Genomic DNA, 23,813 nt, shown 5'->3' with positions numbered 1-23,813 from the left:
CACGGCGGGCCCAGGCACGGCGGGCGCGTCAGCGGGCCGGCTGTCCACCGGCGCCACGGGCGCGGCCGGGTCGGGCCGGGCGCGGCTGGTCTTGTCCAGGCTGGCCTTGGGATCCCATTGCTCGAACTTGGTGGCGGCGCGGTCCAGGGCGTCCAGCCCCAGGGATTTCTTCGAGGTCAGCGACTTCAAGTCCCTGAGATCCTTCGTCACGTCGCCGATGCCCGCGCCCTTGGCCGCATCCTCCATCGCGGTCGTGAATTCGCGCGCCATGGACCGTGCCTTGGCCGTGATCCGGCCCAGGGTATGAAACAGCTTCGGCAAATCCTCGGGGCCGATGACAACCAGCGCGACAACGCCGATCAGCAGCAGTTCGCTCCACCCGACATCCAGCATTCAGGAACCCCCTGCCCGGTTCTTCGGGATCAGACGCGGGGTTCGTTTTGCGGGGTCACGTCGCGCGCCTCGGTCCCGGGGACCGGCTGGACGGGCTGGATCGGCTGGACGGGCTTTTCGACAACAACGGTGCGTTCGGCGGTGACTTCGGCATTGCCGTCGTTCAGGCCCTTCTTGAAGGCGGTGATGCCCTTGCCGAATTCACCCATCAGCGAGGAAACCTTGCCGCGGCCGAACAGGACCAGGACCACGATGGCGATGACGAGCAGTGCCATGGGGGACGGTGCGTGCATTCCAGTTCTCCAGTTCCAGAGTCAGGCCAATGACCTGGGCTAAACCAATCTGCGGAATATAGGCCCTTGGCCGCCGCAGCGAAACCCCACCTGCCACGATTCGCGCGCGCCGTCATTAATCTGCGACAAACTGACGTTATTTTGAGGGGACTGCCCCCGGCCGCCCGGCTTGGCAGGGCCGGGCGTGCGGGCCATAAGGCGGCATGGACCTGTCGCTTTACGTCACCGCCTTCGTCACGCTGTTCGTGGTGATCGACCCGATCGGTCTGGCGCCGGTCTTCATCGCCCTGACGCCCGGCATGGATGGTGCGCAACGCCGCCGCATCGGGTTCCGCGCGCTGGTGATCGCCGCCGTGCTGATGATGATCTTCGGCTTTGCGGGCGAATCGATCCTGGGGGCCATCGGGATTTCCATTTCCGCCTTCCGCATCGCGGGCGGGTTGCTGCTGTTCCTGACGGCGCTCGACATGCTGTTCGAGCGCCGCACCCAGCGGCGCGAGCATCAGGGCGAGGGCGATGCCCCCCACCACGACCCGTCGGTCTTTCCGCTGGCCATGCCGCTGCTGGCGGGACCGGGGGCGCTGGCATCCATGATCCTCTTGATGGGCGAGGCGCCGGGGATCGGCCACATGGTCATGGTGAACCTGGTGATGCTGGCGGTGCTGGTCATCGCCATGGCGCTGTTCGTGATCGCCACGCCGCTCGCCCATGCGCTTGGCCGGACGGGCGTGATGGTCGTCACGCGCCTTCTGGGGATGCTGCTGGCCGCGCTGTCGGTGCAGTTCGTGATCGACGGGCTGAAGGGATCGGGGCTGTTCTCATGACCGATCCCGACACCATGCAGCTTGTCTATTACGGCGTGCTGCTGCTGGTGATCGGCGGCGCGATGGTCTTTGAACTGGCGGGACGGGGCGGCCAGGTGCTGCGCCAGATCATGCTGTGGGTGGTGATCTTCGCGGGCGCGGCGCTGGCCGCCGACTGGTGGATCGAGGGGGGCGTCCCGCGCCAGCAGGTGCTGGACGGCGGCCGGATCCAGATCCCCGTGGCCCGCGACGGCCATTTCCACCTGACCGCGCAGGTGAACGGGCAGAAGGTGCGCTTCATGGTCGATACCGGCGCGTCCTCCATCGCGCTTGGGCCTGCGGATGCGCGCCGCGTGGGGCTGGACCCGGACGATCTGGCCTATGTCGGGACCGCCATCACCGCGAATGGGCGGGTGCAGACGGCCCCCGTGACCATCGACGAGATCGCCATCGGCGACATCGTGGACCGCAATGTCCGGGCTTACGTGATCGGCGGCGACCTGGAGGGGTCGCTGCTGGGCATGTCCTACCTGCGCACCTTCGCCCGTGTCAGCTTCGAGGGCGACCTGCTGATCCTGGAACGTTAATCCAGCGCCAACGGTGGCGTCAGGCCGCTTTCCTCCAGATGCCAGACCGCCTGCCAACGCCCGTCCCTGCGGTCCAGCGTCAGGTAATTGCGTTCCGCCACATAGCGGTGCTGCTGGCCCGGCAGCGGCTTGATGCGGATCGCGTGGCCTGGCAGCGGCGCCTCGCCCAGGCCCGCGAACAGGCCCAGCACGCGGGCATAGGCCCTGGGCGGCGCGCGGTGCGAGATGCCCGAGGCGACGAGCTGGTGGATCAGCGTCTCCCTTGGCCCCATCTCGGCGCGGGTCGCCAGGTGGATCTCTCCCGACAGGACCGTGACCGGGGCGGCTTGGCGCATCCGCAGCACCTGCCCCAGCATCCGCCGCCATTCGTCGCGATGGGCGTGGCTTTGCCACTGGTCGCGCAGGTCGTCCTCGTAATGCTGCATCCGGGGGATCGCCATCATCAGCGATTCCAGCAGCGACAGGCGCGGCCCCAGCAGCGGCACGCTGGACACCATGAAGACGTGATCGCCCGCAGGCTGCATGGCCTCGACCGCGTTCCAGCCGCCCGGCCCCATGATCCGGTCGCGGTGGCGTTCGGACCGCAGGTCGGGCGCAAACAGCGTGACCCCCGGCAGATCGCGCCACCAGCCAAGGTTGCCCCCGGCGGGATCCAGGAACAGGGCGGGCACGTCGGCATCCGTCGCGCCGTGCTGGAACAGCAGATACATCCGCCGCGCGACAGTAAACAGCACCTGCCCCACCGCCGAATCGGTGCGGCTTTCGGGCAGCGATCCCCAGCCGTCGCAGATGTCGTGGTCATCCCAGACCGACAGCGAGGGCACCGTCGCGAACAGATCCGCGCAGCCTTCGGCGGCCAGCACCATCATGTAGCGTTCGGCGAACCTGCGCTCCAGGTGCCGGGCCAGATCCTCCAGATCACCCGCCGAAGGATTGGCGGGGACATGCTTCGGCCAGTCCCCGGACAGGGGATGGCCCCGGGTCGCCTCGTCGGCATAGATCTGGTCGCCGCCTTGCAGCAGCAGGGCAAAGGGCGCGCGGGCATGGTCGGCCTGCAGCCGCGCCCACATCCGGTTGCGTTCGGCCCCGTCGCGGTCCAGATCGCCGTTCTCCTCGCCATTGCAGGACACGAAGGCGATGCGGATGTCGCCGTCCAGGCGCGTGGCGACCGGATAGGCGTGGCCGTTCAACTGATAGCCCGCCTCGCCCAAGGCCAGGGTGAAGTCGTGGCGCCAGACGGACAGCCCCGCGACACGGGCCAGCAGCACCGGGGGAACGGTCCCCCCTCGCGTCCCGACCGCGCCGGGCGCCCCTGCCCCGTCGGGCCGGACGGTGATCGCGGCAAGGCGCAGGCCATCGGCATCGCAGCCCCGAAAATGCAGGACCGGCCCCGCGAAACCGTCTTTTCCCATCATGCTTCCGTCGCGCCTTCCCTGTCCCTCGCAGGGCTAGATAGGCGCTCTGGCCCGGATTGCACCCCCGAATCAGGAGGCTAGCGGCTTTGTGTGGATCAGCGCCTGCGCGTGACGCGACAGGCCGGGCACCAGCGGGAACAGATCCGCCTGCAGGGCATGATAGATGTCGGGCTTGCCCTGGAACTGGCCCCCTGCAACCGGCCCGCCCGGTTCGGGGAACCAGCCGCCGCGACCGTGGTCGATCAGATGCGCGTCGGCAAAGCCCCACAGGCGGCGATACCAGTCCTCGTCCCCTGGCCGGGGGTCCAGCTTGATCAGCGCGGCCAGGGCGCCGATGGCCTCGGTCACGGGCCACCAATAGCGGTCGGGCCGGGCCACGCGCCCGTCCGGGCCCAGCGTATAGGCCAGCCCGCCCCCGGGCAGCCAGGCATCTGCAAGCGCGGTTTCGACCAGCAGCCGGGCATGGGCAGGGGCATCGCCATCGGGCCGCCCCGCCAGATCCCACCAGTGCAGCAGCAGGCGCGCCATCTCGAAGGAATGACCGGGGGTGGTGCCTGCCGGGCGGAACATGGGGTTGCCCTCGTATCCCGGATCGGGGCGCCAGCCGGCATCGTAATGTTCGGGGATGCGCCAGCCGTTCCCTGCGGCCTGCCCCGTGATAAAGAAATCGAGGATCCCGCCCGCGCGACGCAGGTATTCGCCTTCGCCCGTTGCCTCGTATGCGGCCAGCAGGGCCTCGACCCCGTGCATGTTGGCGTTCATGCCGCGATAGGTGGAAAAGACGTGCCAGTCGCGCGTGAACTCGTCGCGGAAGCGCCCGGCATCGCTGTCCCAGAACCGGTCCTCCAGCACCTGCGCGGCGTCCGCCAGCAGCCGGTCGGCATCGGGATGGCCCGCCAGTTTCGCGCTGGAGGCCGCCAGCAGCACGAAGACATGGCCATAGGCCAGCTTGGTCCCGTCCGCCACCGCGCCGTCCCGCAAGGACCAGACATAGCCGCCATGCCGCCCGTCGCGATGCCCGCGCCACAGCAGATCCATGCCCCGGTCGATGATCCCCGCCCGGTCCGCCCGCCCCGCCATCTGCCCAAGCGCATGGGAATGGACCAGCCGCGTCGTCGCGTGCAGTTCCAGCGGCGCCGATAGCGGCTGGCCCGCCGGATCCAGCATCCGCAACCCCTCGCCCCCGGCGCTTGCGTCGAAGAAATCCAGCGCGCGCCGGGCATCGCGCGCCAGGAAACGCCGATGCGCCGGATCGTCCAGCCAATGCCCTGCGCCTTCGCCGCCCAGGTTGCGTTCCATGATCCCCCCCTGCCTTGAGCGGTGAAGTTGCCCATCCCGCGCCCGGTCCGCAATCTTTTTGCCACCCTCCCCCTTGTATCCGGCGCGGCGATTTGCCACGTCTGCACTCAGCGGGACCGGGCCCCTCTGGCGACAGCGATGTCGTGATGTCGGAACCGCATCGAGCGTGCCTCGATGCAAAGCGGCCCATTCCAGCGAAGCCCTTGGCATCGATGCACATCCAGCAACGATGAGGGCAAACGTGGAACTGCTTTTTCTGTTATTCCTGGGCAAGCCGCTGTGGATGTGGCTGCTGTTCGTGGCGATCGTGATCGCGCTTCTGGTCTTTGACCTTGGCGTGCTGCACAAGGACGACCACGCGATCGGCGTGGCCGAGAGCCTGAGGCTGTCGGCCATGTACCTGACCATGGGCGTGCTGTTTTCGGGATTTGTCTGGTGGCAGATCGGGGCCGAGGAAAGCAAGCTCTACCTGACGGCCTTTGTGGTCGAAAAGACGCTGGCGATGGACAACGTCTTTGTCATCGCCATGATCTTCACCTATTTCGCGATCCCGCCGAAATACCAGCACCGGGTGCTGTTCTGGGGCATCCTGGGCGTGATCGTGCTGCGCGGCCTGATGATCGGCCTGGGCGCGACGCTGGTCACCCAGTATTCCTGGATCCTGTATATCTTCGCGCTGTTCCTGATCTTTACCGGCGTCAAGATGATGATGGTGGGCGACAAGCCCCTGGATATTTCCCAGAACCCCGTCCTGCGCTTCATGAAGCGGCGCATGAACGTGACCGAGGAAATCCACGGCCACGACTTCTGGGTGAAAAAGCCGCATCCCACGTCAGGCAAGCTGGTCTGGTTCGCCACGCCCCTGTTCCTGGCCCTGGTCATGGTCGAGATCGTGGACGTGATCTTTGCCGTGGATTCGGTGCCCGCGGTCTTCGCGATCACGTCGGATCCGTTCATCGTCTATACGTCGAACATCTTCGCGATCCTGGGCCTGCGGGCGCTGTATTTCGCGCTGGCCGCGATCATCCACCGCTTCCATTACCTGAAATACGCGCTGGCGGTGCTGCTGATCTTCATCGGGTCCAAGATCTTCGTGGCCGACCTGCTGGGTTGGGAAAAATTCCCCGCCTCGTGGTCGCTGGGCATCACCTTCGCCATCCTGGGCGCGGGCGTGGCCTATTCGCTGTGGAAAACCAAGGACAACGGTCCTGAACCGCAGATCGCCAAGGCTCCGCAGGAATAAGGAAACGACCGGACAAGGCGCCCCCGTCGGCGCCTTGTCCCCGATTCTGTCCGGCAGGCGGGCTTCATGCCTTTGCACCGGCGCGCACATCGTGCAGATTGCGAAGCAGCCTGACTTGTTGGACAAAGTGAACCGATGCTTCTGGAAATTCTCATCGTCCTGCTGCTGACGATGTTCAACGGCGTCCTGGCCATGTCCGAACTGGCCATCGTGTCCGCCCGCCCCGCCCGGATGAAGGTCCTGGCCGCCGAAGGCAGCAGGGGCGCGCAGATCGCCCTGGAACTGGGGACCGAGCCGGGCCGGTTTCTGTCCAGCGTCCAGATCGGCATCACCCTTGTGGGCGTGCTGTCGGGCGCGTTCTCGGGCGCGACCCTGGGCGCGCGGCTGTCGGCGGCGCTGATCGCGAACGGCATGTCGCCCGCCCTGGCCCAAGCCCTGGGCGTCGGCGGCGTGGTGGTGCTGATCACCTATCTGTCGCTGATCATCGGCGAGCTGGTCCCCAAGCAGATCGCCCTGCGCGCGCCCGAAGGGGTGGCCGTGCGCATCGCGCCGCTGATCCTGTTCATCTCGCGCATCGCAGCGCCGATCGTCTGGATCCTGGACAAGTCGGGCAATGTCGTGCTGCGCCTGCTGGGGCAATCGGGCGAATCCGACCGCGGCATCTCGGACGAGGAGATCCGCGTGATGCTGTCCGAGGCCCGCACCGCCGGCGTGATCGAGCCCGCCGAGACCGAGATGATCGCGGGCGTCATGCGCATCGCCGACCGTTCCGCGCGCGGCCTGATGACCCCCCGCCACGAGGTCGAGGCCGTGGACGTGGCCGATCCTGCCACCGAGGTGCTGCAAAAGTTCCGCGACAGCCGCCGCTCGCGCCTGCTGGTGCGCGAAGGGTCTGACGACGACATCATCGGCGTCATCAGCCTGCGCGACCTGTTGTCCGGGGATGTCACCGACCTGCGCCCCCTGGTGCAGGAGGTGCCGGTCATCCGCGAGGGCCTGCCCGCGCTGAACGTGATCGAGGAGCTGAAGGCCAGCCCCGCGCACATGCTGCTGGTCTATGACGAATACGGCCATTTCGAAGGCGTGATCACCGCCATGGACCTGCTGGAGGCCATCGCGGGCGATTTCCCCGAACCGGGCGACGACGAACCCAAGGCCGTGCAGCGCGAGGATGGCAGCTGGCTGGTGGCGGGCTGGATGCCCGCCGACGAATTTGCGGAAATGATCGGCATCACCCTGCCCGAGGATCGCGGCTATGAATCGGTCGCGGGCCTTGTGCTGGACCGCGCGGGCGTGCTGCCCGACGTGGGCGCGCGTGTCACGGTGTCCGGCTGGCAGATCGAGGTCGTGGACCTGGATGGCCGCCGGATCGACAAGCTGCTGGTCTCGCAGCTTGCCGAGGCCTGAGGGCGTCAGGCGGTCCGGCGTCCGATCCCCAGAAGCTGATACAGCACCAGCGCGGCCAGCGTGGATGTGCCGATGCCGCCCAGGGCGAAGCCGCCGATGGTGACGGTGAAATCGCCCGCCCCCAGGATCAGCGCCACGCCCACGGTGAACAGGTTGCGCGGGTCGGAAAAGTCCACGCGGTTATCGACCCAGATCCGCACCATGGCGGATGCGATCAGGCCGAAGACCGACACGGCCAGCCCCGCCAGCACCGGCGCGGGGATCGTCTGCAGGATCGCGCCGAACTTGGGCGACAGGCCCAGAAGAATGGCGATGACGGCGGCCACCGGAAAGATCAGCGTGGAATAAACCCGCGTCATCGCCATGACGCCGATGTTTTCGGCATAGGTCGTGACGCCGGTTCCGCCCCCGGCCCCTGCGATCATGGTGGCAAGCCCGTCACCCAGGAAGCCGCGCCCGATGTAGCGGTCCATGTTCTGCCCGGTGATTGCGCCCAGGGCCTTGATATGGCCCAGGTTCTCGGCCACCAGCACGACGGCGACCGGGGCGATCATGCTGATCGCGGTCCAGTCGAAGCGCGGGGCGGTGAAGTTCGGGATGCCGAACCAGGCCGCCTGCCCCACGCGGGAAAAGTCGATGCCGGGCACGATCCCCGCGCCGTTGCCGAAGACCAGCACCAGCCCGTATCCGAAGGCCAGCGCGATCAGCACCGCGATCCGCCGCGTGCTGCGGGTGCCATAGGCCGACACCATCGCCATGCACAGCACGGTGGCCAGGGCGATGGCCAGATGCGCCATGCTGCCCTTCAGCTGCCCCACCGCGACGGGCGCGAGGTTCAGCCCGATGGACACCCCGATGGCCCCGGTCACGGCGGGCGGCATCAGCCGTTCCACCCAGCCGGTCCCGGCGGCCATCACCACCAGCCCGATCAGCGCATAAACCAGCCCCGCCGCGATGATCCCGCCCAGGGCCACGCCGATGTTGGGATTGGCCCCGCCGCCCGCAAAGCCCGTCGCGGCCATCACCACCGCGATGAAGGCAAAGGACGACCCCAGGTAACTGGGCACCCGCCCGCCGGTGATGGCAAAGAACAGCAGCGTGCCGATGCCGGAAAAGAACACCGCCACGTTCGGATCAAAGCCCATGATCAGCGGCGCAAGGATCGTCGATCCCGACATCGCCAGCAGGTGCTGGAAGCTCATGGGAATGGCGGCGGCCCAGGGAAGCTTCTCGTCAGGAAGGACCGTGGCGCCGGTGGCCGGGCGCCAGAGGGGAAAATAGCCCATCGTCTCTCTCGGGATAGTGATTCTGGCGGCAGGCTTAGCCGATTGGCGCGACGGGACCAACGCCCTGCGATTGGGTCTTCCGGGGGCGGCGTCCCTGCCGCTAATATCACCGCGACCAAGGAGGAGCAGATGTCCACCAAATCCCACAAGGGCGCGGCCTTCGACTGGGCCGACCCGTTCCTGCTGAACGACCAGTTGACCGAGGAAGAGCGGATGATCCGCGACGCTGCGGCGGCCTTCGCGGCCGACCGGCTGGCCCCGCGCGTGACCGACGCCTATCTGAACGAGACGACCGACCCCGAGATCTTCCGCGAAATGGGCGCTGCGGGCCTGCTGGGCGTCACCGTGGACGACGAATACGGCGGCGTGGGGGCGTCCTATGTGGCTTACGGCCTGGTCGCCCGGGAAATCGAGCGGATCGACAGCGGATACCGCAGCATGGCCTCGGTCCAGTCGTCGCTGGTGATGTTTCCCATCGAGGCCTATGGCAGCGAGGATCAGAAGCGCAAATACCTGCCCAAGCTGGCCACGGGCGAGTATATCGGCTGTTTCGGCCTGACCGAACCCGATGCCGGGTCCGATCCCGCGGGCATGAAGACCCGCGCCAGGAAGACCGACGGCGGATACGTCCTGAACGGCGCGAAGATGTGGATCTCGAACTCGCCCATCGCCGATGTCTTCGTGGTCTGGGCGAAATCCGACGCCCATGGCGGCAAGGTGCGCGGCTTCGTGCTGGAAAAGGGCATGAAGGGCCTGTCCGCCCCGAAGATCGAGGGCAAGCTGAGCTTGCGCGCCTCGATCACCGGCGAGATCGTGATGGACGATGTGGAGGTCGGTGAGGACGCGCTGCTGCCCGGGATCGAGGGGATGGGCGGGCCCTTCGGCTGTCTCAACCGCGCGCGCTACGGCATTTCCTGGGGCGTGATGGGGGCGGCCGAGGATTGCTGGTTTCGCGCCCGCCAGTATGGCCTTGACCGCCACCAGTTCAACCGTCCCCTGGCCGCCACGCAGCTGTTCCAAAAGAAGCTGGCCGACATGCAGACGGAAATCGCGCTTGGCCTGCAGGCGTCCCTGCGGGTCGGTCGGCTGTTCGACGAAGGCCGCTTCGCCCCGGAAATGATTTCCCTCGTCAAGCGCAACAACTGCGGCAAGGCCTTGGACATTGCGCGGATGGCCCGCGACATGCATGGCGGCAACGGCATTTCCAGCGAATACCACGTCATCCGCCACGCCCAGAACCTGGAAACCGTGAACACCTATGAAGGCACGCACGATGTCCACGCGCTGATCCTGGGCCGCGCGCAAACGGGGATCCAGGCCTTTGGCTGACGCACCGTTGAAAGGCCTGCGCGTGGTCGAACTGGCGCGCATCCTGGCCGGACCCTGGATCGGGCAGACCCTGGCCGACCTGGGCGCCGAGGTCATCAAGGTCGAGGCGCCCGAGGGCGACGACACCCGCCGCTGGGGCCCGCCCTTCATCGACCGGCCCCGCGCGGATGGCACGACCGAGAAGGTCGCCGCATACTTCCACGCGGCGAACCGGGGCAAGACATCCGTGGTCTGCGACTTCAACGATGCGGCCGACCTGGAGCGGCTGCGCGGGTTGATCGACGGGGCCGACGTGGTGGTCGAGAACTTCAAGCTGGGCGGGTTGCGCCGGTTCGGCCTGGACTATGACACCCTGTCGACGCGCAATCCCCGGCTGGTCTATGCCTCGATCACGGGCTTCGGCCAGGACGGGCCGCGCGCGTCACAGCCGGGATACGACTTCCTGATCCAGGGCATGTCCGGGATCATGGACCTGACCGGCAGCCCGGATGGCGAGCCGCAGAAGGTCGGCGTGGCCTGGATCGACATCTTCACCGGGCTTTACGGGGTGATCGCGGTGCAGGCCGCGCTGGCCGAACGGGCGCGGTCGGGGCGCGGGCAGCATCTGGACCTGTCGCTGCTGGATTGCGGGGTGGCGGTGCTGGCGAACCAGGCGACGAATTACCTGCTGGGGGGCACGGTGCCGCACCGGCTGGGCAACGCGCATCCGAACATCGTGCCCTATCAGCTGTTCCCGGCCTCCGACGGGCACCTGATCGTGGCCTGCGGCAACGACCGGCAGTTCGCGGCGCTGTGCCGGGTGCTGGATCTGCCGGACCTGCCCACGAATCCCGATTACGCCACCAACCCCGCCCGCGTGGCGCACCGCGACCGGCTGGTGCCGATCCTGGCGGCCGCGACCGCGCGCCGGACCCGCGCCGACCTGATCGCCGCGATGGAGGGTGCGGGCGTGCCCGCCGGACCCGTCAACGACGTAGCCGAGGCGCTGGCCGAACCCCAGGTCGCCGCGCGCGGGTTGCAGATCGCGCCCGAAGGCATCGCCGGGCTGCGCACCCCCATCCGCCTGTCCCGCAGCCCCCTGACCCACGACCGCGCCGCACCCGCGCTTGGGGACGGGGAATGGCGGTTCTCGGAATGAAAAACCCCCGCCGGTCGGGCGGGGGTTTGATGCTGTCAGGCTGGGCTGCGGATCAGTCGCGGTTGCCCATGAATTGCAGCAAGAACATGAACAGGTTCAGGAAGTCCAGGTACAGCTGCAGGGCGCCCATGATAGCGGTCTTGCCGATGAAGTCCCGGTCCGACCCGGCCAGTTGCAGATAGGTGTTCTTGATGTTCTGCGTGTCATAGGCGGTCAGGCCCGCGAAGATCAGCACGCCCAGGACGGAAATCGCGAACTGCATCCCCGACGATTGCAGGAAGATGTTCACGATGGACGCCACGATCAGGCCGATCACGCCCATGATCAGGAAGCTGCCCCAGCCCGAGATGTCCTTTTTCGTGGTGTATCCCCACAGCGACAGGCCCGCGAAGGCGATGGCCGTCACCAGGAAGGTCTGCACGATCGAGGTGCCGGTATAGACCAGGAAGATCGAGCTGATCGACAGGCCCATCAGCGCGGCAAAGCCATAGAACAGCCCCGTGGCCGCCGACACGGACAGCCGGTTCAGCGCGGCGCCGAAGGCGAAGACCACCAGCAGCGGCGCGAACATGATCACCCATTTCAGGGGCGAGGCATAGATCGCCGTGCCAAGCTGGGTCAGTTGGCCGGACGCATCCACGGCGGCGGCGCTGATGCCATAGGCGGCGACGGCGGTTACACCCATGCCGACCGCCATCAGCCCATAAACCTTGTTCATGTAGGCCCGCAGCCCTTCGTCGATCACCGCCTGCCGGGTGCCGACGCGCTGCGTGGTGCGGTAAGTGTTGTAATCTGCCATCAATCTCTCCCTATGAGACAGGCCGGCATCTGCCGGTTTATGGCCACCATATTGGCACGATACCGTTCCGATTCAATGCCGGTAAAGGACCAAGTGGGCAGGGTTTTACGCACTTGTTACAAGGTCACGACGATCTTGCCGACCGACCTGCGGCTGCGCAGCAGGTCGAAGGCCTCGGCGATGCGGTCCAGGGGCATCGCCTCGCCCACCACGGGGGCAAGCCGGCCGTCCGCGAACATGCCGAACAACTCGGTCATGCTGTCCGCCATGGCCCGGGGGTCCAGCCCGGCATAGCCGCCCCAGTAAAAGCCGTGGATGGCGATGTTCTTGACCAGCGCGTGGTTCAGCGGCAGCACCGGCGGCTTGCCGCCCGCGAAGCCGATGACCAGGAAGCGCCCGCCGGGGTTCAGGGCGCGGAACGCCGCCTCGCCCGCGCTGTCGCCCACAGCGTCATAGACCACGTCGACCCCGCCAAGCTCGCGCAGCGCGGCCTTCAGGTCGGGGCAATCCGCGCTGTTGATCACGTGACCCGCGCCCGCCGCCCGCACCACATCCAGCCGGTCCTGCCCCCGCGCCACGCCGATGACGCGGGCGCCCAGGGCCCGCCCGATCTCGACCGCGGTCAGGCCCACGCCGCCCGCAGCACCCAGGACGGCCAGCGTCTCGACCGCGCGCAAACCCGCGCGACCGGCCAGGGCCAGGTGGCTGGTGCCATAGGCGATCTGGAAGCCGGCGGCCTGCTCGAAGCTCATGCCCGGCGGCAGGGGGGTGCAGGCGGTGGGCGGAACGGCGACCCGTTCGGCCATGGTCCCGGCGGCCAGGACCGCCACGCGGTCGCCCGGGCGGAACCCGCTGTCACCCGGCGCGGCCAGAACCTCGCCCGCGCCTTCCAGCCCGGGGGCGAAGGGCGGATCCTGGCGTTCCTGGTATTCGCCCCTTGCCTTCAGAAGATCCGCGAAATTCAGCGCCGCCGCCCGCATCCGCACCAGGATTTGCCCGGGCCCGGCCTGCGCCACCGGGACCTCGCGCAGGACGGGTTCGCCGCCAAGCCGTTCCACCAGGGCGATTCGCATCCCTTGCCCGCCGTCCGATCCAGAAGTTTTCCCCAAGTCCCTCATCCCTTTGTCTGTTGGCCCGCAACCCCGTGCGCGACCTGTCTTTTTGGTCAGAACCGCCGCCGTTAACCAGGTTAACACTCGAAAATTGAGAAAGGTTAAGATAGTGCTTCCTTAGATTGCATGAGGTGGTAACGATGAAACACGGTGTTGATGTTCATGTTGGCAAGCGTATCCGGCATCGCCGCTGGATGATCGGAATGACCCAACAGCAACTTGCCGACAAGGTCGGTATCAAGTTCCAGCAGATCCAGAAATACGAAACAGGGATGAACCGCGTTTCGGCGTCCCGGCTGTGGGACATCGCGCGGGCGGTGGATGTGCCGGTTTCCTTCTTCTTTGAAGGGCTGCACGAAAGCGACGCCCCCGACGAGGTCGCGGGCGACATCCTGGCGGACAAGGAGGCGCTGCAACTGGTGCGCGCCTATTACACGATGCCCGTCGCGCAACGCCGCCAGATCTTCGAACTGGCCCGCGTGCTGTCCGACGCCGCGTGACCTGCTGACGGCGCGGGCGATCCCCGCGCCGCCGCATCTTCGACGCATCACCCCTTCGCCGCCACTGGCAGGACGATCCCGTTCGGGTTAGTCCTGCCCTTGGACCGGACCAGGGGGCAGCCATGCAGGACGCGCAGGACATCATCAATGCGGCGCACCAAATGGCCGATGCCGCGCGCCAGGCCATCCTGCCCTTCTTCCGCACCGGCCTTGCCGCCGACAACAAGTGGCAAACGGGCTTCGACCCCGTGACCGAGGCCGACCGCGCCGCCGAACGCGCCATGCGCGACGTGCTGGCCCGGCTGCGCCCCGGTGACGCGATCCTGGGCGAGGAATACGGCGCGACCGAAGGCACAAGCGGCCTGACCTGGATCCTGGACCCCATCGACGGCACCCGCGCCTTTCTGTGCGGCGCGGCAAGCTGGGGGGTGCTGATCGGGCTGTCGGACGGGCAGGACATCCTTTATGGCCTGATCGACCAGCCCTATACGCGCGAACGGTTCGAGGGGGGCCTTGGCCAGGCGCGGCTGGTCACGCAGGCGGGCAGCCGTCCGCTGGCGGTGCGCGACGTGCCCATGTCGCAGGCGACGCTGATGACGACCTATCCCGAGGTCGGCTCTGACGACGAAGGCGCGGCCTTCCGGCGCGTGGCCGCGCAGGTGCGGCTGACGCGATACGGGCTGGACTGCTATGCCTACGGCCTGCTGGCCCTGGGGCAGGTCGATCTGGTGATCGAGGCCGGGCTGCAATCCTATGACATCGCAGGGCCGCTGGCCGTGGTCCGGGCGGCGGGCGGGATCGTCACGGACTGGCAGGGCGGGCCTGCCCACCAAGGCGGCCAGGTGATCGCCGCCGCCACCCCTGCCCTGCACCGCGCCGCGCTTGCCCTGCTGAACGGGGGGGCCGCATGACCGGCCAGACCCCTGCCCCCGGCGACCAGGCCGACGACGAGGACTTCCTGCCCCGGCGCGAATTGCTGGACCGGATCGACGCGGCCATCCAGGCGGGCGACGCGGCCCTGCTGAACACGCTTCTGGATCCGATGCACGGCGCCGACATCGCCGACATCATCGAGCGCCTGACCCCGGCCGAGCGCCGCGCCTTCCTCGCCCTCTACAGCGGAGAGATCGACGGCGAGATCCTGTCCGAGATCGACGAGTCGATCCGCGACGAGGTGATCGAGCAGCTACCCCCCGAGGTCGTGGCCGAAGCCGTCCGAGAGATGGACAGCGACGACGTGGTGGACCTGGTCGAGGACATGGACGAGCCCGAGCGCCAGGAAATCCTGGCCGCGCTGGACGCCACCGACCGCGCCGCCGTCCAGCAGTCGCTGGCCTATCCCGAAAACTCCGCCGGCCGCCTGATGCAGTCCGAGGTCGTGACCGCCCCCGAGCATTGGACCGTGGGCGAGGCCATTGCCTTTCTGCAATCCGAGGATTGGCTGCCCGAGCAGTTCTACCACATCGTCCTGGTCGATCCGCGCCGCCATCCGCTGGGCTATGTCACGCTGGGCCGGTTGCTGGCGTCCAGCCACGCCACGCCGCTGCGCGACATCACCGAGGACAGCTTCCGCACCATCAGCGCCATGGCCGAGGAAGCGGACGTGGCCTATGTCTTCAACCAGTATCACCTGATTTCCGCCCCCGTGGTGGACCGCGACGACCGGCTGGTGGGCATCATCACCATCGACGACGCCATGGCCGTCCTGGACCAGGAACACGAGGAAGACATCCTGCGCCTGGCGGGCGTGGGCGACGAAAGCCATGTGTCCGACGGCCCGCTGGCCACCGCCCGGCAGCGGCTGCCCTGGCTGGTCGTCAACCTGTTCACCGCGTCCCTGTCAGCGGTGGTGATCTCGCAATTCGAGGCGACCATCGCGACGTTGGTGGCGCTGGCCGCCTTGATGCCCATCGTCGCCTCGACCGGGGGGATCGCGGGCACGCAGTCGCTGGCCGTGGCGGTGCGGGCGCTGGCCACGCGCGAACTGGGCCGGGCCAATGCGCGGCGCGTCGTCCGGCGCGAGCTGCTGGCGGGGATGCTGAACGGCATCTGCCTGGCGCTGATCCTGGGGGTGGCGGGCTGGCTGATCTTTGGCGATGTCCGGCTGGGCATGGTCCTGGGGGCGGCGATGATCGTGAACCAGATCGTCGCGGCCCTGGGGGGCGTGCTGGTGCCGCTGACGCTGAACAAGCTGGGGCTGGACCCGGCGCTTGCCTCGGGCACATTCGTCACGACGATGACCGACGTGATGGGCTTCTTCGCCTTCCTGGGCCTTGCCACGCTGGTGCTGCTATGAGCGATGACAAACCTGCCTTGCGCGCCCGCGCCCTGGCCGCCCGCGCGGCGGGGGGCGACAGGGACGCGCTGACCCGCCACCTGATCGCGGCGCTTGCGCCGCATCGGGGCAAGGTGCTGTCGGGATACTGGCCGATGCGGGGCGAACCCGACCCCCGGCCTGCGATGTCCGCCCATGACGGGCCGGTCTGCCTGCCAGTGGTGCCCGGCAAGGCCGTGCCGCTGGTCTTTCGCCGCTGGGATGGCGAGGCCCTGGTGCCCGGCCCCTTCGGCACCTCGCATCCCCCTGATTCGCAGCCGGTCCTGCGCCCCGATGTGCTGATCGTTCCGCTGGCGGGTTTCGACCGGGCAGGCAACCGCATCGGCTATGGCGGCGGGTATTACGACCGGACCCTGCAATTGCTGCGCGAAACGGGGGGTGCGACCGCCATCGGGCTGGCCTTCGCGGTCCAGGAACTGCCGGATATCCCCGCCGAACCCTTCGACCAGCCGCTGGACATGATCGTGACCGACCGGGGGACGATCATCCCGCCGCGATGATCCGCCGCACCTGTGACGAATTTGCATCGGCTGTGCAAAAGCGGTGGACGAGTTCGGGACAAGCCTGTGGATAAACGGGGGACCGGCCGCGCCAAGCCCCTGCCCGGGCCTGCGAAATCGCCGCCACGGCCCTGTTGAAGACCGCGCCCCGCCCCCGGCTGTGAGCGAATCTTCCGGTTCCCCGACGACCCCCGAGTCAATCCGGATTCTGCGAGTTATCCCCAGATAAAAAACATTGCATCACCGGCCGAACAGGATCAATTTTGTGGTCTGCGGCGTTGGTCATACCAGATGTGGTGGCAGGTGGGTCCATAACCACCAAGACCCGTCGCTTCGTGATTTCGACCTGTCGGGCGGTGCCGCCGCCCGGACCCATTGCTGCGGCGATGGGGCGGCCGCTTGCCGCCTGGCGCAAGTCGCGGTTGGGGGACGACGATAGGAAAGGGCCACGGGCATGAAGATCGAACGGCGTTTTACCACCCCTCAGGGGGGCGCATACGGCGACATCGCCTTCGCGACCACCACCAGCGAGATCCGCAACCCCGACGGCACCGTCGTTTTCCGCAACACCTCGGTCGAGGTGCCACAGGGTTGGAGCCAGGTCGCCAGCGACGTGATCGCCCAGAAATATTTCCGCAAGGCGGGCGTCCCGGCGGCGCTGAAGCGCGTCCCGGAAAAGGGCGTGCCGGACTTCCTGTGGCGCAGCGTGGCCGATGACGCCGCCCTGGCCGATCTGCCCGAAGATCGGCGTTACGGCGGCGAGACCAGCGCGCGGCAGGTCTTCGACCGCATGGCCGGGGCCTGGACCTATTGGGGCTGGAAAGGCGGGTATTTTTCCAACGAAGAAGACGCCCGCGCCTATCACGACGAGATGCGCTTCATGCTGGCCCGCCAGATGGCCGCGCCGAATTCGCCCCAATGGTTCAACACCGGGCTGCATTGGGCTTACGGGATCGACGGCCCGTCGCAGGGGCATTTCTACGTCGATTACAAGACCGGCAAGCTGGTCAAGTCCGACAGCGCCTATGAACACCCGCAGCCGCACGCCTGCTTCATCCAGTCGGTCAGCGACGACCTGGTGAACGAGGGCGGCATCATGGACCTGTGGGTCCGCGAGGCGCGGCTGTTCAAGTATGGCTCGGGCACCGGCACCAACTTCTCCAGCCTGCGCGGCGAGGGCGAGCGGCTATCTGGCGGGGGCAAGTCGTCCGGTCTGATGGGGTTCCTCAAGATCGGCGACCGGGCGGCGGGCGCGATCAAGTCGGGCGGCACCACGCGCCGCGCGGCCAAGATGGTGATCTGCGACATGGATCACCCCGACATCGAGGCTTTCATCAACTGGAAGGTCATCGAGGAACAGAAGGTCGCCTCCCTTGTCGCGGGATCCAAGGCGCACGAGGCGCGGCTGAACGACATCTTTGCCGCCATCCGCGCGGGCGATGGAGAGACGGATCCCGCGAAGAACGACGCCCTGAAATCCGCGATCCGCGCCGCCAAGCGCGCGATGATCCCGGAAACCTATGTCAACCGCGTGCTGCAATATGCGCGCCAGGGCTTCGACAGCATCGAGTTCCCGACCTATGACACCGACTGGGATTCGGAAGCCTATGTCAGCGTCTCGGGCCAAAACTCGAACAACTCGGTCCGGGTGACGGATGCCTTCCTGCAGGCGGTCCGCGACGACGCCCCCTGGGAGTTGCTGCGCCGCACCGACGGCACCGTCGCCAAGACGGTCAGCGCCCGCGAGCTGTGGGACCAGGTCGGCCACGCCGCCTGGGCCTGCGCCGATCCCGGCATCCAGTTCCACGACACGGTGAACGCCTGGCACACCTGCCCCGAGGACGGGCCGATCCGGGGCAGCAATCCGTGCAGCGAATACATGTTCCTGGACGACACGGCCTGCAACCTGGCCTCGATGAACCTGCTGACCTTCTTCGACGAAGGTCGCTTCGACGCCGACGCCTATGTCCATGCCACGCGCCTCTGGACCGTGACGCTGGAGATCAGCGTGCTGATGGCGCAGTTCCCGTCGAAGGAAATCGCGCAGCGGTCCTATGACTTCCGCACGCTGGGCCTTGGCTATGCCAATATCGGCGGCCTCTTGATGAACATGGGCCTTGGCTATGACAGCGACGAAGGCCGGGCGCTGTGCGGCGCCTTGACGGCGATCATGACGGGCGTGGCCTATGCGACCAGCGCGCAGATGGCCGCCGAACTGGGCGCCTTCCCCGGCTACGGGCGCAATGCGCCGCACATGCTGCGGGTGATCCGCAACCACCGGGCGGCGGCCCATGGCACCGGCGCCTATCAGGGCGTGAACGTGGCGCCGGTCGCACTGGACGGCGACAACTGCCCCGACGCCCGCCTTGTCGCCATCGCGCAGCAGGCCTGGGATCAGGCGCTGTCGCTGGGTGAGGATCACGGCTTCCGCAACGCCCAGGTCACGGTGATCGCCCCCACCGGCACCATCGGCCTGGTCATGGATTGCGACACCACCGGGATCGAGCCCGACTTCGCCCTGGTCAAATTCAAGAAACTGGCAGGCGGCGGTTACTTCAAGATCATCAACCAGTCGGTCCCCGCCGCCTTGGCGACGCTGGGCTATGCCCCCGCGCAGATCGAGGAGATCGTGGCCCATGCCGTCGGCCACGCCACGCTTGGCAACTGCCCCGGCATCAACCACACCGCGCTTGCGGGCCACGGCTTCGGCCTGGCCGAGATCGAGAAGATCGAGGCCGCGCTGGCCACGGCGTTTGATATCCGCTTCGTCTTCAACCAGTGGACCCTGGGCGAGGATTTCTGCAAGGGAACGCTGGGCATCCCGGCGGACAAGCTTGCCGATCCGACCTTCGACCTGCTGCGCCACCTGGGCTTCACCCGCGCGCAGATCGACGCCGCCAACGACCATGTCTGCGGCACCATGACGCTGGAAGGCGCGCCGCATCTGCGGGCCGAACACCTGCCCGTCTTCGACTGCGCCAATGCCTGCGGCAAGACCGGCAAGCGTTACCTGTCGGTCGAAAGCCACATCCGCATGATGGCTGCGGCGCAATCCTTTATCTCGGGCGCGATCAGCAAGACGATCAACATGCCCAACAGCGCCACCATCGCCGACGCGCTGGCGGCTTATGAATTGTCCTGGTCGCTGGGCATCAAGGCCAATGCGCTCTATCGCGACGGATCCAAGCTGTCCCAGCCGCTTGCCGCCGCCCTGGTCGAGGATGACGAGGAAGCCGAGGAAATCCTCGCCACCGGCAGCGCGCAGGAAAAGGCCACTGTGGTCGCCGAAAAGATCGTCGAGAAGATCATCGTCAAGGAGGCCGTCCGCAGCCACCGCGAAAAGCTGCCGCAGCGCCGCAAGGGATACACCCAGAAGGCGGTCGTGGGGGGCCACAAGGTCTATGTCCGCACCGGCGAATACGACGACGGCAAGCTGGGCGAGATCTTCATCGACATGCACAAGGAAGGCGCGGGCTTCCGGGCGATGATGAACAACTTCGCCATTGCCGTGTCGGTGGGCCTGCAATACGGCGTCCCGCTGGAGGAATTCGTGGACGCCTTCACCTTCACCCGGTTCGAGCCCGCGGGCATGGTGCAGGGCAACGACAGCATCAAGAACGCAACCTCGATCCTGGATTATGTGTTCCGCGAACTGGCCGTGTCCTATCTGGACCGCACCGATCTGGCGCATGTGAAGCCCGAGGGCGCCCGCTTCGACGACATGGGCGGCGGCGAGCGCGAGAACCTGAACGTGACCCCGGTCAGCGAACAGGCCGAGCTGAAATCGCTGACCATGCTGAAGCAGATCAGCAGCGCCGGTTATCTGCGCAAGCGCCTGCCGCAGGATCTGATGGTCTTGCAGACGGGCGTGTCGGCCACCGCGATCCTGTCTGCGGAACCGATGGACCTGCGCGCCAAGGCCCGGATGCAGGGATACGAGGGCGATCCCTGCGGCGAATGCGGGAACTATACGCTGGTGCGCAACGGAACCTGCATGAAGTGCAACACCTGCGGAGGAACCAGCGGGTGTAGCTGAAGGGCGGGCATCACGACGGCTGAGACCCGCCGGTTGGCCAAAGCCCCCGGCCCGAGGCGATCAGATCGATGATGGCCTCGGGGATCCGCCTTTACCGGAACGGGTGCGGCGGCTTGGCATGGACGTGGAGCATTCCGGCCAGACGTAAGGGTGCAAGGGGGCCAGTGGATCTTCTTGATTTGCTCTATCCTGTAGGTGAACCGCATCCTGGAAAGCACGCAGCAACGTTTGTGACTGGCCCGAGGGCGCGTTCGCTCCCCGCTACAAACAGGGCAACAAGCTGCTGGCGGCGGCGCAGCCTCGTCCCTTGATTTCACGATCTTCCTGGATACGGACATCGTTGTCTGGCAGCCGTTCGACCTGGCCGGAATGGTTGAAGCCGGCACCGTTTCAGCCGCGCCCGAGGGACGCTATACCTGGGGCAAGAAGGCCGGGCATTGGGAAACGGCCTATGCCGTCTTCGGCTTGGCCGTGCCCGAGGAGCGCGTGAGGCTGGCCCGCACCGGCGCCATGTCACCGCCCTCTTTCAATGCGGGCGTGGTGGGTTTCCCGACCGGCTTTGGCAAGCTCTGGCTTGAAACGGCACAGGAACTGGACCGCGACATCCATGCCATCTCGGGCCGGCGTCCCCCTGGCTGGACCAGATCGCCCTGCCGATCGCCATTCGCCGGGCAGGATTGAACCACAAGCATCTGGATGACAGGTTCAATCTGTCAACCACGCACACGCCCGTCCCGGAAACCATGCCGGGGAACCGCAAGGTGAAGAAGCAAAGGGAGATCGACCGGCTGAATGCCATGGACCCCTTCCTGATCCACTATCATGCCATCGGCTCCTTGAAAGACCTGAGCCATGCCGAGTATGCGGACGACCTGCTGCAGGAATTCACCGTCTTCCAGTCCATGGCGGAACTGGACTGGAAGAAACACCTCGACTTCGATCCCAAGGCCCTGATGGCCGAGTTCTGGGCGCTGAAGAAAATCCCCAGCAGGGAACGGACAGCAGACCAGCGCAAGCAGTTCGCGGTGGTCCACAAGCGCAAGGAGCAGCTCAAGACTGCCAGCCGCCATCCCGACAAGTTCACCAATGTCTGGCCCGCCTCGATCCTGCCGACCCCAGGATCCCGACGGAAGATCGGATAGGCCACAACGGTCCGATTCGATCCCTCACGGGAAATTCCACTTGGACGGATGGCCCAGCCTGCGGAAGGCGCGGATGACGGCTGTTGCCGAGGGCAGGGGACCGACTGCTGCTGATTACCCAAGACGCGCGGCCTGTCGGCCACAAGCCCGCAACCTTTGGCAACTGGTTCCGCGACCGCTGCGCCGAGGCCAAGGTTCCCGGCCTGCTTCATGGGTTGCGGAAAACAGGTGCAGCCCGGCTGGCTGAACTCACGGGTCAGCATCTCCCAGGGGCATGCAGGACCGCAGAACGAAAATGATGCCGGCCAAGGCTAATCGATCATCACACCAGGGGCGGACGCCCCACATCATCAGATACAAGGGGCTTGCTCATCGCCCGTCAACGCATGAACAGCGGTTTCGTTAGGCGCTTTGCAGCAGATTACTCCCGTAAATGCAGGAACGAGACGCCGCTGATTCCCCTGATCCAACTTAAACGGTTTACCTCTGCGGGTGCGAGGAACAATTGACGCCGGCGGACAAATCGGCGCTCATTGTCGGTTAATCGCCTTATGTGGGGAATAGTGACGGGCCCAACCGATGCCCTGATCCAGAGGCGGTTCATCCCCGCGCATGCGGGGAACAGGACACAGCCCCGCCCGTCGCCTCGTCCAGGTTCGGTTCATCCCCGCGCATGCGGGGAACAGACCGCGCCGCCGTTGGTGCTGATGACCGCCGCCGGTTCATCCCCGCGCATGCGGGGAACAGTCGCACGGCACACCATCGCTGTCGCGGTCTAGCGGTTCATCCCCGCGCATGCGGGGAACAGGCGGCTGGAATGCGTGTGCGGTCGATGCGGCCCGGTTCATCCCCGCGCATGCGGGGAACAGACGGACAAGCCCCTGACGGACACGTCGTGGGACGGTTCATCCCCGCGCATGCGGGGAACAGGACCACGAGACGAACATCAACGCCGTCCACCGCGGTTCATCCCCGCGCATGCGGGGAACAGTTATCACCGGGCCGGTCCTGTTCGGGTGGCAGCGGTTCATCCCCGCGCATGCGGGGAACAGGCCGTGCAGGACCGCATCAATGCGGGCAATGCCGGTTCATCCCCGCGCATGCGGGGAACAGAACGACCGCGTGTTTCCGCACGACACGCGGACCGGTTCATCCCCGCGCATGCGGGGAACAGCAGGACCGCCACCATGGGCGGGGGCGGGTTGCCGGTTCATCCCCGCGCATGCGGGGAACAGTCTTCGACGTGAAGGGCGCGGCGCTCTACCAGCGGTTCATCCCCGCGCATGCGGGGAACAGGGCGATCTCGCGCGCGGTGATCTGGCTGCGGCCGGTTCATCCCCGCGCATGCGGGGAACAGTCCTATGCGAACTGTGAGAAATCCCAAGCGGCCGGTTCATCCCCGCGCATGCGGGGAACAGGATTTGAGCGCACGGCGGCGCTATCCCGAAAGCGGTTCATCCCCGCGCATGCGGGGAACAGGGCACGCAGGCGGCGCGCGAGACCTATGCCGCCGGTTCATCCCCGCGCATGCGGGGAACAGTCCGGCCCGACCGGGATCGCGATGCGCCGCGCCGGTTCATCCCCGCGCATGCGGGGAACAGTCGCTGCTCGGTCCTGTCTGCGGCGGTTCCGGCGGTTCATCCCCGCGCATGCGGGGAACAGGTGACAACATTGCCCAGGAAGAGGCCGTATTGCGGTTCATCCCCGCGCATGCGGGGAACAGGTGTAGCCATGGGCGCCACCCGTGACGTAAAACGGTTCATCCCCGCGCATGCGGGGAACAGGACCTGAACGACATCGACGCGGCTGTCACCATCGGTTCATCCCCGCGCATGCGGGGAACAGGGCACGTTCAACTGGGAAAGCGGGCTGCTGGTCGGTTCATCCCCGCGCATGCGGGGAACAGTTCCCCCGCAGGTCCGCGTTCCCCTGCCGGACCGGTTCATCCCCGCGCATGCGGGGAACAGCGCTGGTAATCCGGAAAGGTGCAGTCGATCGTCGGTTCATCCCCGCGCATGCGGGGAACAGAGCCTGGACTTCAGCGCCACGGGCAGCGGCATCGGTTCATCCCCGCGCATGCGGGGAACAGCTGCTCATCGTGACGCTGCACGAGTTGGCCGTCGGTTCATCCCCGCGCATGCGGGGAACAGAATGCCGCCCAGCGGGGCGTTTCCGCAGCGACCGGTTCATCCCCGC

20 protein-coding genes and 1 CRISPR repeat array (1 of these 21 running past the window's edge) are annotated in these 23,813 nt (G+C 66.9%); of the genes, 13 read left to right on the top strand and 7 right to left on the bottom strand.

The window, feature by feature from the left end:
- Both tatB and JX613_RS10560 read right to left on the bottom strand, forming a co-directional pair.
- Positions 1-393, bottom strand: a 393-nt coding sequence (gene tatB, locus JX613_RS10565) for a Sec-independent protein translocase protein TatB (RefSeq protein WP_207101423.1), incomplete at its 3' end; no start/stop codon positions are given.
- A 29-nt stretch (positions 394-422) separates the two neighbouring features.
- Positions 423-686 (bottom strand): twin-arginine translocase TatA/TatE family subunit, encoded by a 264-nt coding sequence (locus JX613_RS10560; protein WP_207101422.1) that lies wholly within the window; start codon positions 684-686, stop codon positions 423-425.
- Positions 687-889: 203 nt separating this feature from the next.
- Here JX613_RS10560 and JX613_RS10555 point away from each other — a divergent pair, with 203 nt between their 5' ends.
- On the top strand, positions 890-1,510 hold the full coding sequence (locus tag JX613_RS10555) for a MarC family protein (RefSeq protein ID WP_207101421.1): 621 nt from the start codon (positions 890-892) through the stop codon (positions 1,508-1,510).
- Entirely contained in the window at positions 1,507-2,076 is a 570-nt protein-coding gene (locus JX613_RS10550; RefSeq protein WP_207101420.1) for a retropepsin-like aspartic protease family protein, read from the top strand. The genes JX613_RS10555 and JX613_RS10550 overlap by 4 nt, the downstream gene beginning before the upstream one ends.
- Here JX613_RS10550 and JX613_RS10545 read toward each other — a convergent pair.
- Together JX613_RS10545 and JX613_RS10540 are read right to left on the bottom strand one after the other, a co-directional pair.
- Positions 2,073-3,491 (bottom strand): alkaline phosphatase D family protein, encoded by a 1,419-nt coding sequence (locus tag JX613_RS10545; RefSeq protein ID WP_207101419.1) that lies wholly within the window; start codon positions 3,489-3,491, stop codon positions 2,073-2,075. The two genes, JX613_RS10550 and JX613_RS10545, sit on opposite strands and share 4 nt — an antisense overlap.
- A gap of 69 nt (positions 3,492-3,560) precedes the next feature.
- Positions 3,561-4,790, bottom strand: a complete 1,230-nt coding sequence (locus JX613_RS10540) for an AGE family epimerase/isomerase (protein ID WP_207101418.1) — start codon at positions 4,788-4,790, stop codon at positions 3,561-3,563.
- Between the two features lie 241 nt (positions 4,791-5,031).
- On the opposite strand from JX613_RS10540, the gene JX613_RS10535 reads away from it, so the two are divergent.
- Positions 5,032-6,033 (top strand): TerC family protein, encoded by a 1,002-nt coding sequence (locus tag JX613_RS10535; protein ID WP_336512292.1) that lies wholly within the window; start codon positions 5,032-5,034, stop codon positions 6,031-6,033.
- A 135-nt stretch (positions 6,034-6,168) separates the two neighbouring features.
- Positions 6,169-7,440 carry a hemolysin family protein gene (locus JX613_RS10530; RefSeq protein WP_207101416.1) on the top strand — a complete coding sequence of 424 codons (1,272 nt, stop codon included), beginning with the start codon at positions 6,169-6,171 and terminating at the stop codon, positions 7,438-7,440.
- Between the two features lie 5 nt (positions 7,441-7,445).
- Here the strand turns inward: JX613_RS10530 and JX613_RS10525 are convergent, their stop codons facing one another.
- Positions 7,446-8,726: a solute carrier family 23 protein gene (locus JX613_RS10525; RefSeq protein WP_207101415.1), complete on the bottom strand. Its 1,281-nt coding sequence runs from the start codon at positions 8,724-8,726 to the stop codon at positions 7,446-7,448.
- Between the two features lie 129 nt (positions 8,727-8,855).
- Here JX613_RS10525 and JX613_RS10520 point away from each other — a divergent pair, with 129 nt between their 5' ends.
- Both JX613_RS10520 and JX613_RS10515 read left to right on the top strand, forming a co-directional pair.
- Positions 8,856-10,055, top strand: coding sequence for an acyl-CoA dehydrogenase (locus tag JX613_RS10520; protein ID WP_207101414.1), 1,200 nt, complete (start codon positions 8,856-8,858; stop codon positions 10,053-10,055).
- Entirely contained in the window at positions 10,048-11,193 is a 1,146-nt protein-coding gene (locus tag JX613_RS10515; protein WP_207101413.1) for a CaiB/BaiF CoA transferase family protein, read from the top strand. Before JX613_RS10520 ends, JX613_RS10515 begins: the two co-directional genes overlap by 8 nt.
- A gap of 52 nt (positions 11,194-11,245) precedes the next feature.
- Here JX613_RS10515 and JX613_RS10510 read toward each other — a convergent pair whose 3' ends face one another.
- Both JX613_RS10510 and JX613_RS10505 read right to left on the bottom strand, forming a co-directional pair.
- Positions 11,246-11,992, bottom strand: coding sequence for a Bax inhibitor-1/YccA family protein (locus JX613_RS10510; RefSeq protein ID WP_207101412.1), 747 nt, complete (start codon positions 11,990-11,992; stop codon positions 11,246-11,248).
- A 116-nt stretch (positions 11,993-12,108) separates the two neighbouring features.
- A complete protein-coding gene (locus JX613_RS10505; RefSeq protein ID WP_207101411.1) occupies positions 12,109-13,065 on the bottom strand; it encodes an NADPH:quinone oxidoreductase family protein in 957 nt (318 codons plus the stop codon).
- Between the two features lie 179 nt (positions 13,066-13,244).
- Between JX613_RS10505 and JX613_RS10500 the strand changes: the two genes are divergently transcribed.
- From JX613_RS10500 to JX613_RS10470, 7 genes are all read left to right on the top strand, one after another.
- The gene (locus JX613_RS10500; protein WP_207101410.1) at positions 13,245-13,604 is read left to right on the top strand and encodes a helix-turn-helix domain-containing protein; all 360 of its coding nucleotides are present in this window, start codon (positions 13,245-13,247) and stop codon (positions 13,602-13,604) included.
- Positions 13,605-13,726: 122 nt separating this feature from the next.
- Positions 13,727-14,515, top strand: coding sequence for an inositol monophosphatase family protein (locus JX613_RS10495; protein ID WP_207101409.1), 789 nt, complete (start codon positions 13,727-13,729; stop codon positions 14,513-14,515).
- Entirely contained in the window at positions 14,512-15,900 is a 1,389-nt protein-coding gene (gene mgtE, locus JX613_RS10490) for a magnesium transporter (RefSeq protein ID WP_207101408.1), read from the top strand. The genes JX613_RS10495 and mgtE overlap by 4 nt, the downstream gene beginning before the upstream one ends.
- A complete protein-coding gene (locus tag JX613_RS10485; protein ID WP_207101407.1) occupies positions 15,897-16,439 on the top strand; it encodes a 5-formyltetrahydrofolate cyclo-ligase in 543 nt (180 codons plus the stop codon). The genes mgtE and JX613_RS10485 overlap by 4 nt, the downstream gene beginning before the upstream one ends.
- A 454-nt stretch (positions 16,440-16,893) precedes the next feature.
- Entirely contained in the window at positions 16,894-20,475 is a 3,582-nt protein-coding gene (locus tag JX613_RS10480) for a vitamin B12-dependent ribonucleotide reductase (RefSeq protein WP_207101406.1), read from the top strand.
- Positions 20,476-20,844: 369 nt separating this feature from the next.
- Complete coding sequence (locus JX613_RS10475; protein WP_207101405.1) at positions 20,845-21,156, top strand: hypothetical protein; 312 nt, start codon at positions 20,845-20,847, stop codon at positions 21,154-21,156.
- A gap of 80 nt (positions 21,157-21,236) precedes the next feature.
- Positions 21,237-21,617, top strand: coding sequence for a hypothetical protein (locus tag JX613_RS10470; RefSeq protein WP_207101404.1), 381 nt, complete (start codon positions 21,237-21,239; stop codon positions 21,615-21,617).
- Positions 21,618-22,213: 596 nt separating this feature from the next.
- Positions 22,214-23,813: a CRISPR direct-repeat array (repeat unit 29 nt; unit sequence CGGTTCATCCCCGCGCATGCGGGGAACAG) (it continues 137 nt past the right edge of the window).

Source organism: Paracoccus shandongensis, from assembly GCF_017315735.1.
Lineage (GTDB): Bacteria > Pseudomonadota > Alphaproteobacteria > Rhodobacterales > Rhodobacteraceae > Paracoccus > Paracoccus shandongensis.
This window is presented reverse-complemented; position numbering and strand designations above follow the sequence as displayed.

What these genes read in the sequence shown, in the direction of transcription:
- JX613_RS10510 (WP_207101412.1), bottom strand. Translation starts at nt 11,992, where the DNA reads ATGGCAGATTACAACACTTACCGCACCACGCAGCGCGTCGGCACCCGG.
- JX613_RS10560 (WP_207101422.1), bottom strand. Translation starts at nt 686, where the DNA reads ATGCACGCACCGTCCCCCATGGCACTGCTCGTCATCGCCATCGTGGTC.
- JX613_RS10505 (WP_207101411.1), bottom strand. Translation starts at nt 13,065, where the DNA reads ATGCGAATCGCCCTGGTGGAACGGCTTGGCGGCGAACCCGTCCTGCGC.
- mgtE (WP_207101408.1), top strand. Translation starts at nt 14,512, where the DNA reads ATGACCGGCCAGACCCCTGCCCCCGGCGACCAGGCCGACGACGAGGAC.
- JX613_RS10550 (WP_207101420.1), top strand. Translation starts at nt 1,507, where the DNA reads ATGACCGATCCCGACACCATGCAGCTTGTCTATTACGGCGTGCTGCTG.
- JX613_RS10480 (WP_207101406.1), top strand. Translation starts at nt 16,894, where the DNA reads ATGAAGATCGAACGGCGTTTTACCACCCCTCAGGGGGGCGCATACGGC.
- JX613_RS10530 (WP_207101416.1), top strand. Translation starts at nt 6,169, where the DNA reads ATGCTTCTGGAAATTCTCATCGTCCTGCTGCTGACGATGTTCAACGGC.
- JX613_RS10525 (WP_207101415.1), bottom strand. Translation starts at nt 8,726, where the DNA reads ATGGGCTATTTTCCCCTCTGGCGCCCGGCCACCGGCGCCACGGTCCTT.
- JX613_RS10485 (WP_207101407.1), top strand. Translation starts at nt 15,897, where the DNA reads ATGAGCGATGACAAACCTGCCTTGCGCGCCCGCGCCCTGGCCGCCCGC.
- JX613_RS10475 (WP_207101405.1), top strand. Translation starts at nt 20,845, where the DNA reads ATGGTTGAAGCCGGCACCGTTTCAGCCGCGCCCGAGGGACGCTATACC.
- JX613_RS10520 (WP_207101414.1), top strand. Translation starts at nt 8,856, where the DNA reads ATGTCCACCAAATCCCACAAGGGCGCGGCCTTCGACTGGGCCGACCCG.
- JX613_RS10495 (WP_207101409.1), top strand. Translation starts at nt 13,727, where the DNA reads ATGCAGGACGCGCAGGACATCATCAATGCGGCGCACCAAATGGCCGAT.
- JX613_RS10500 (WP_207101410.1), top strand. Translation starts at nt 13,245, where the DNA reads ATGAAACACGGTGTTGATGTTCATGTTGGCAAGCGTATCCGGCATCGC.
- JX613_RS10555 (WP_207101421.1), top strand. Translation starts at nt 890, where the DNA reads ATGGACCTGTCGCTTTACGTCACCGCCTTCGTCACGCTGTTCGTGGTG.
- JX613_RS10540 (WP_207101418.1), bottom strand. Translation starts at nt 4,790, where the DNA reads ATGGAACGCAACCTGGGCGGCGAAGGCGCAGGGCATTGGCTGGACGAT.
- JX613_RS10545 (WP_207101419.1), bottom strand. Translation starts at nt 3,491, where the DNA reads ATGATGGGAAAAGACGGTTTCGCGGGGCCGGTCCTGCATTTTCGGGGC.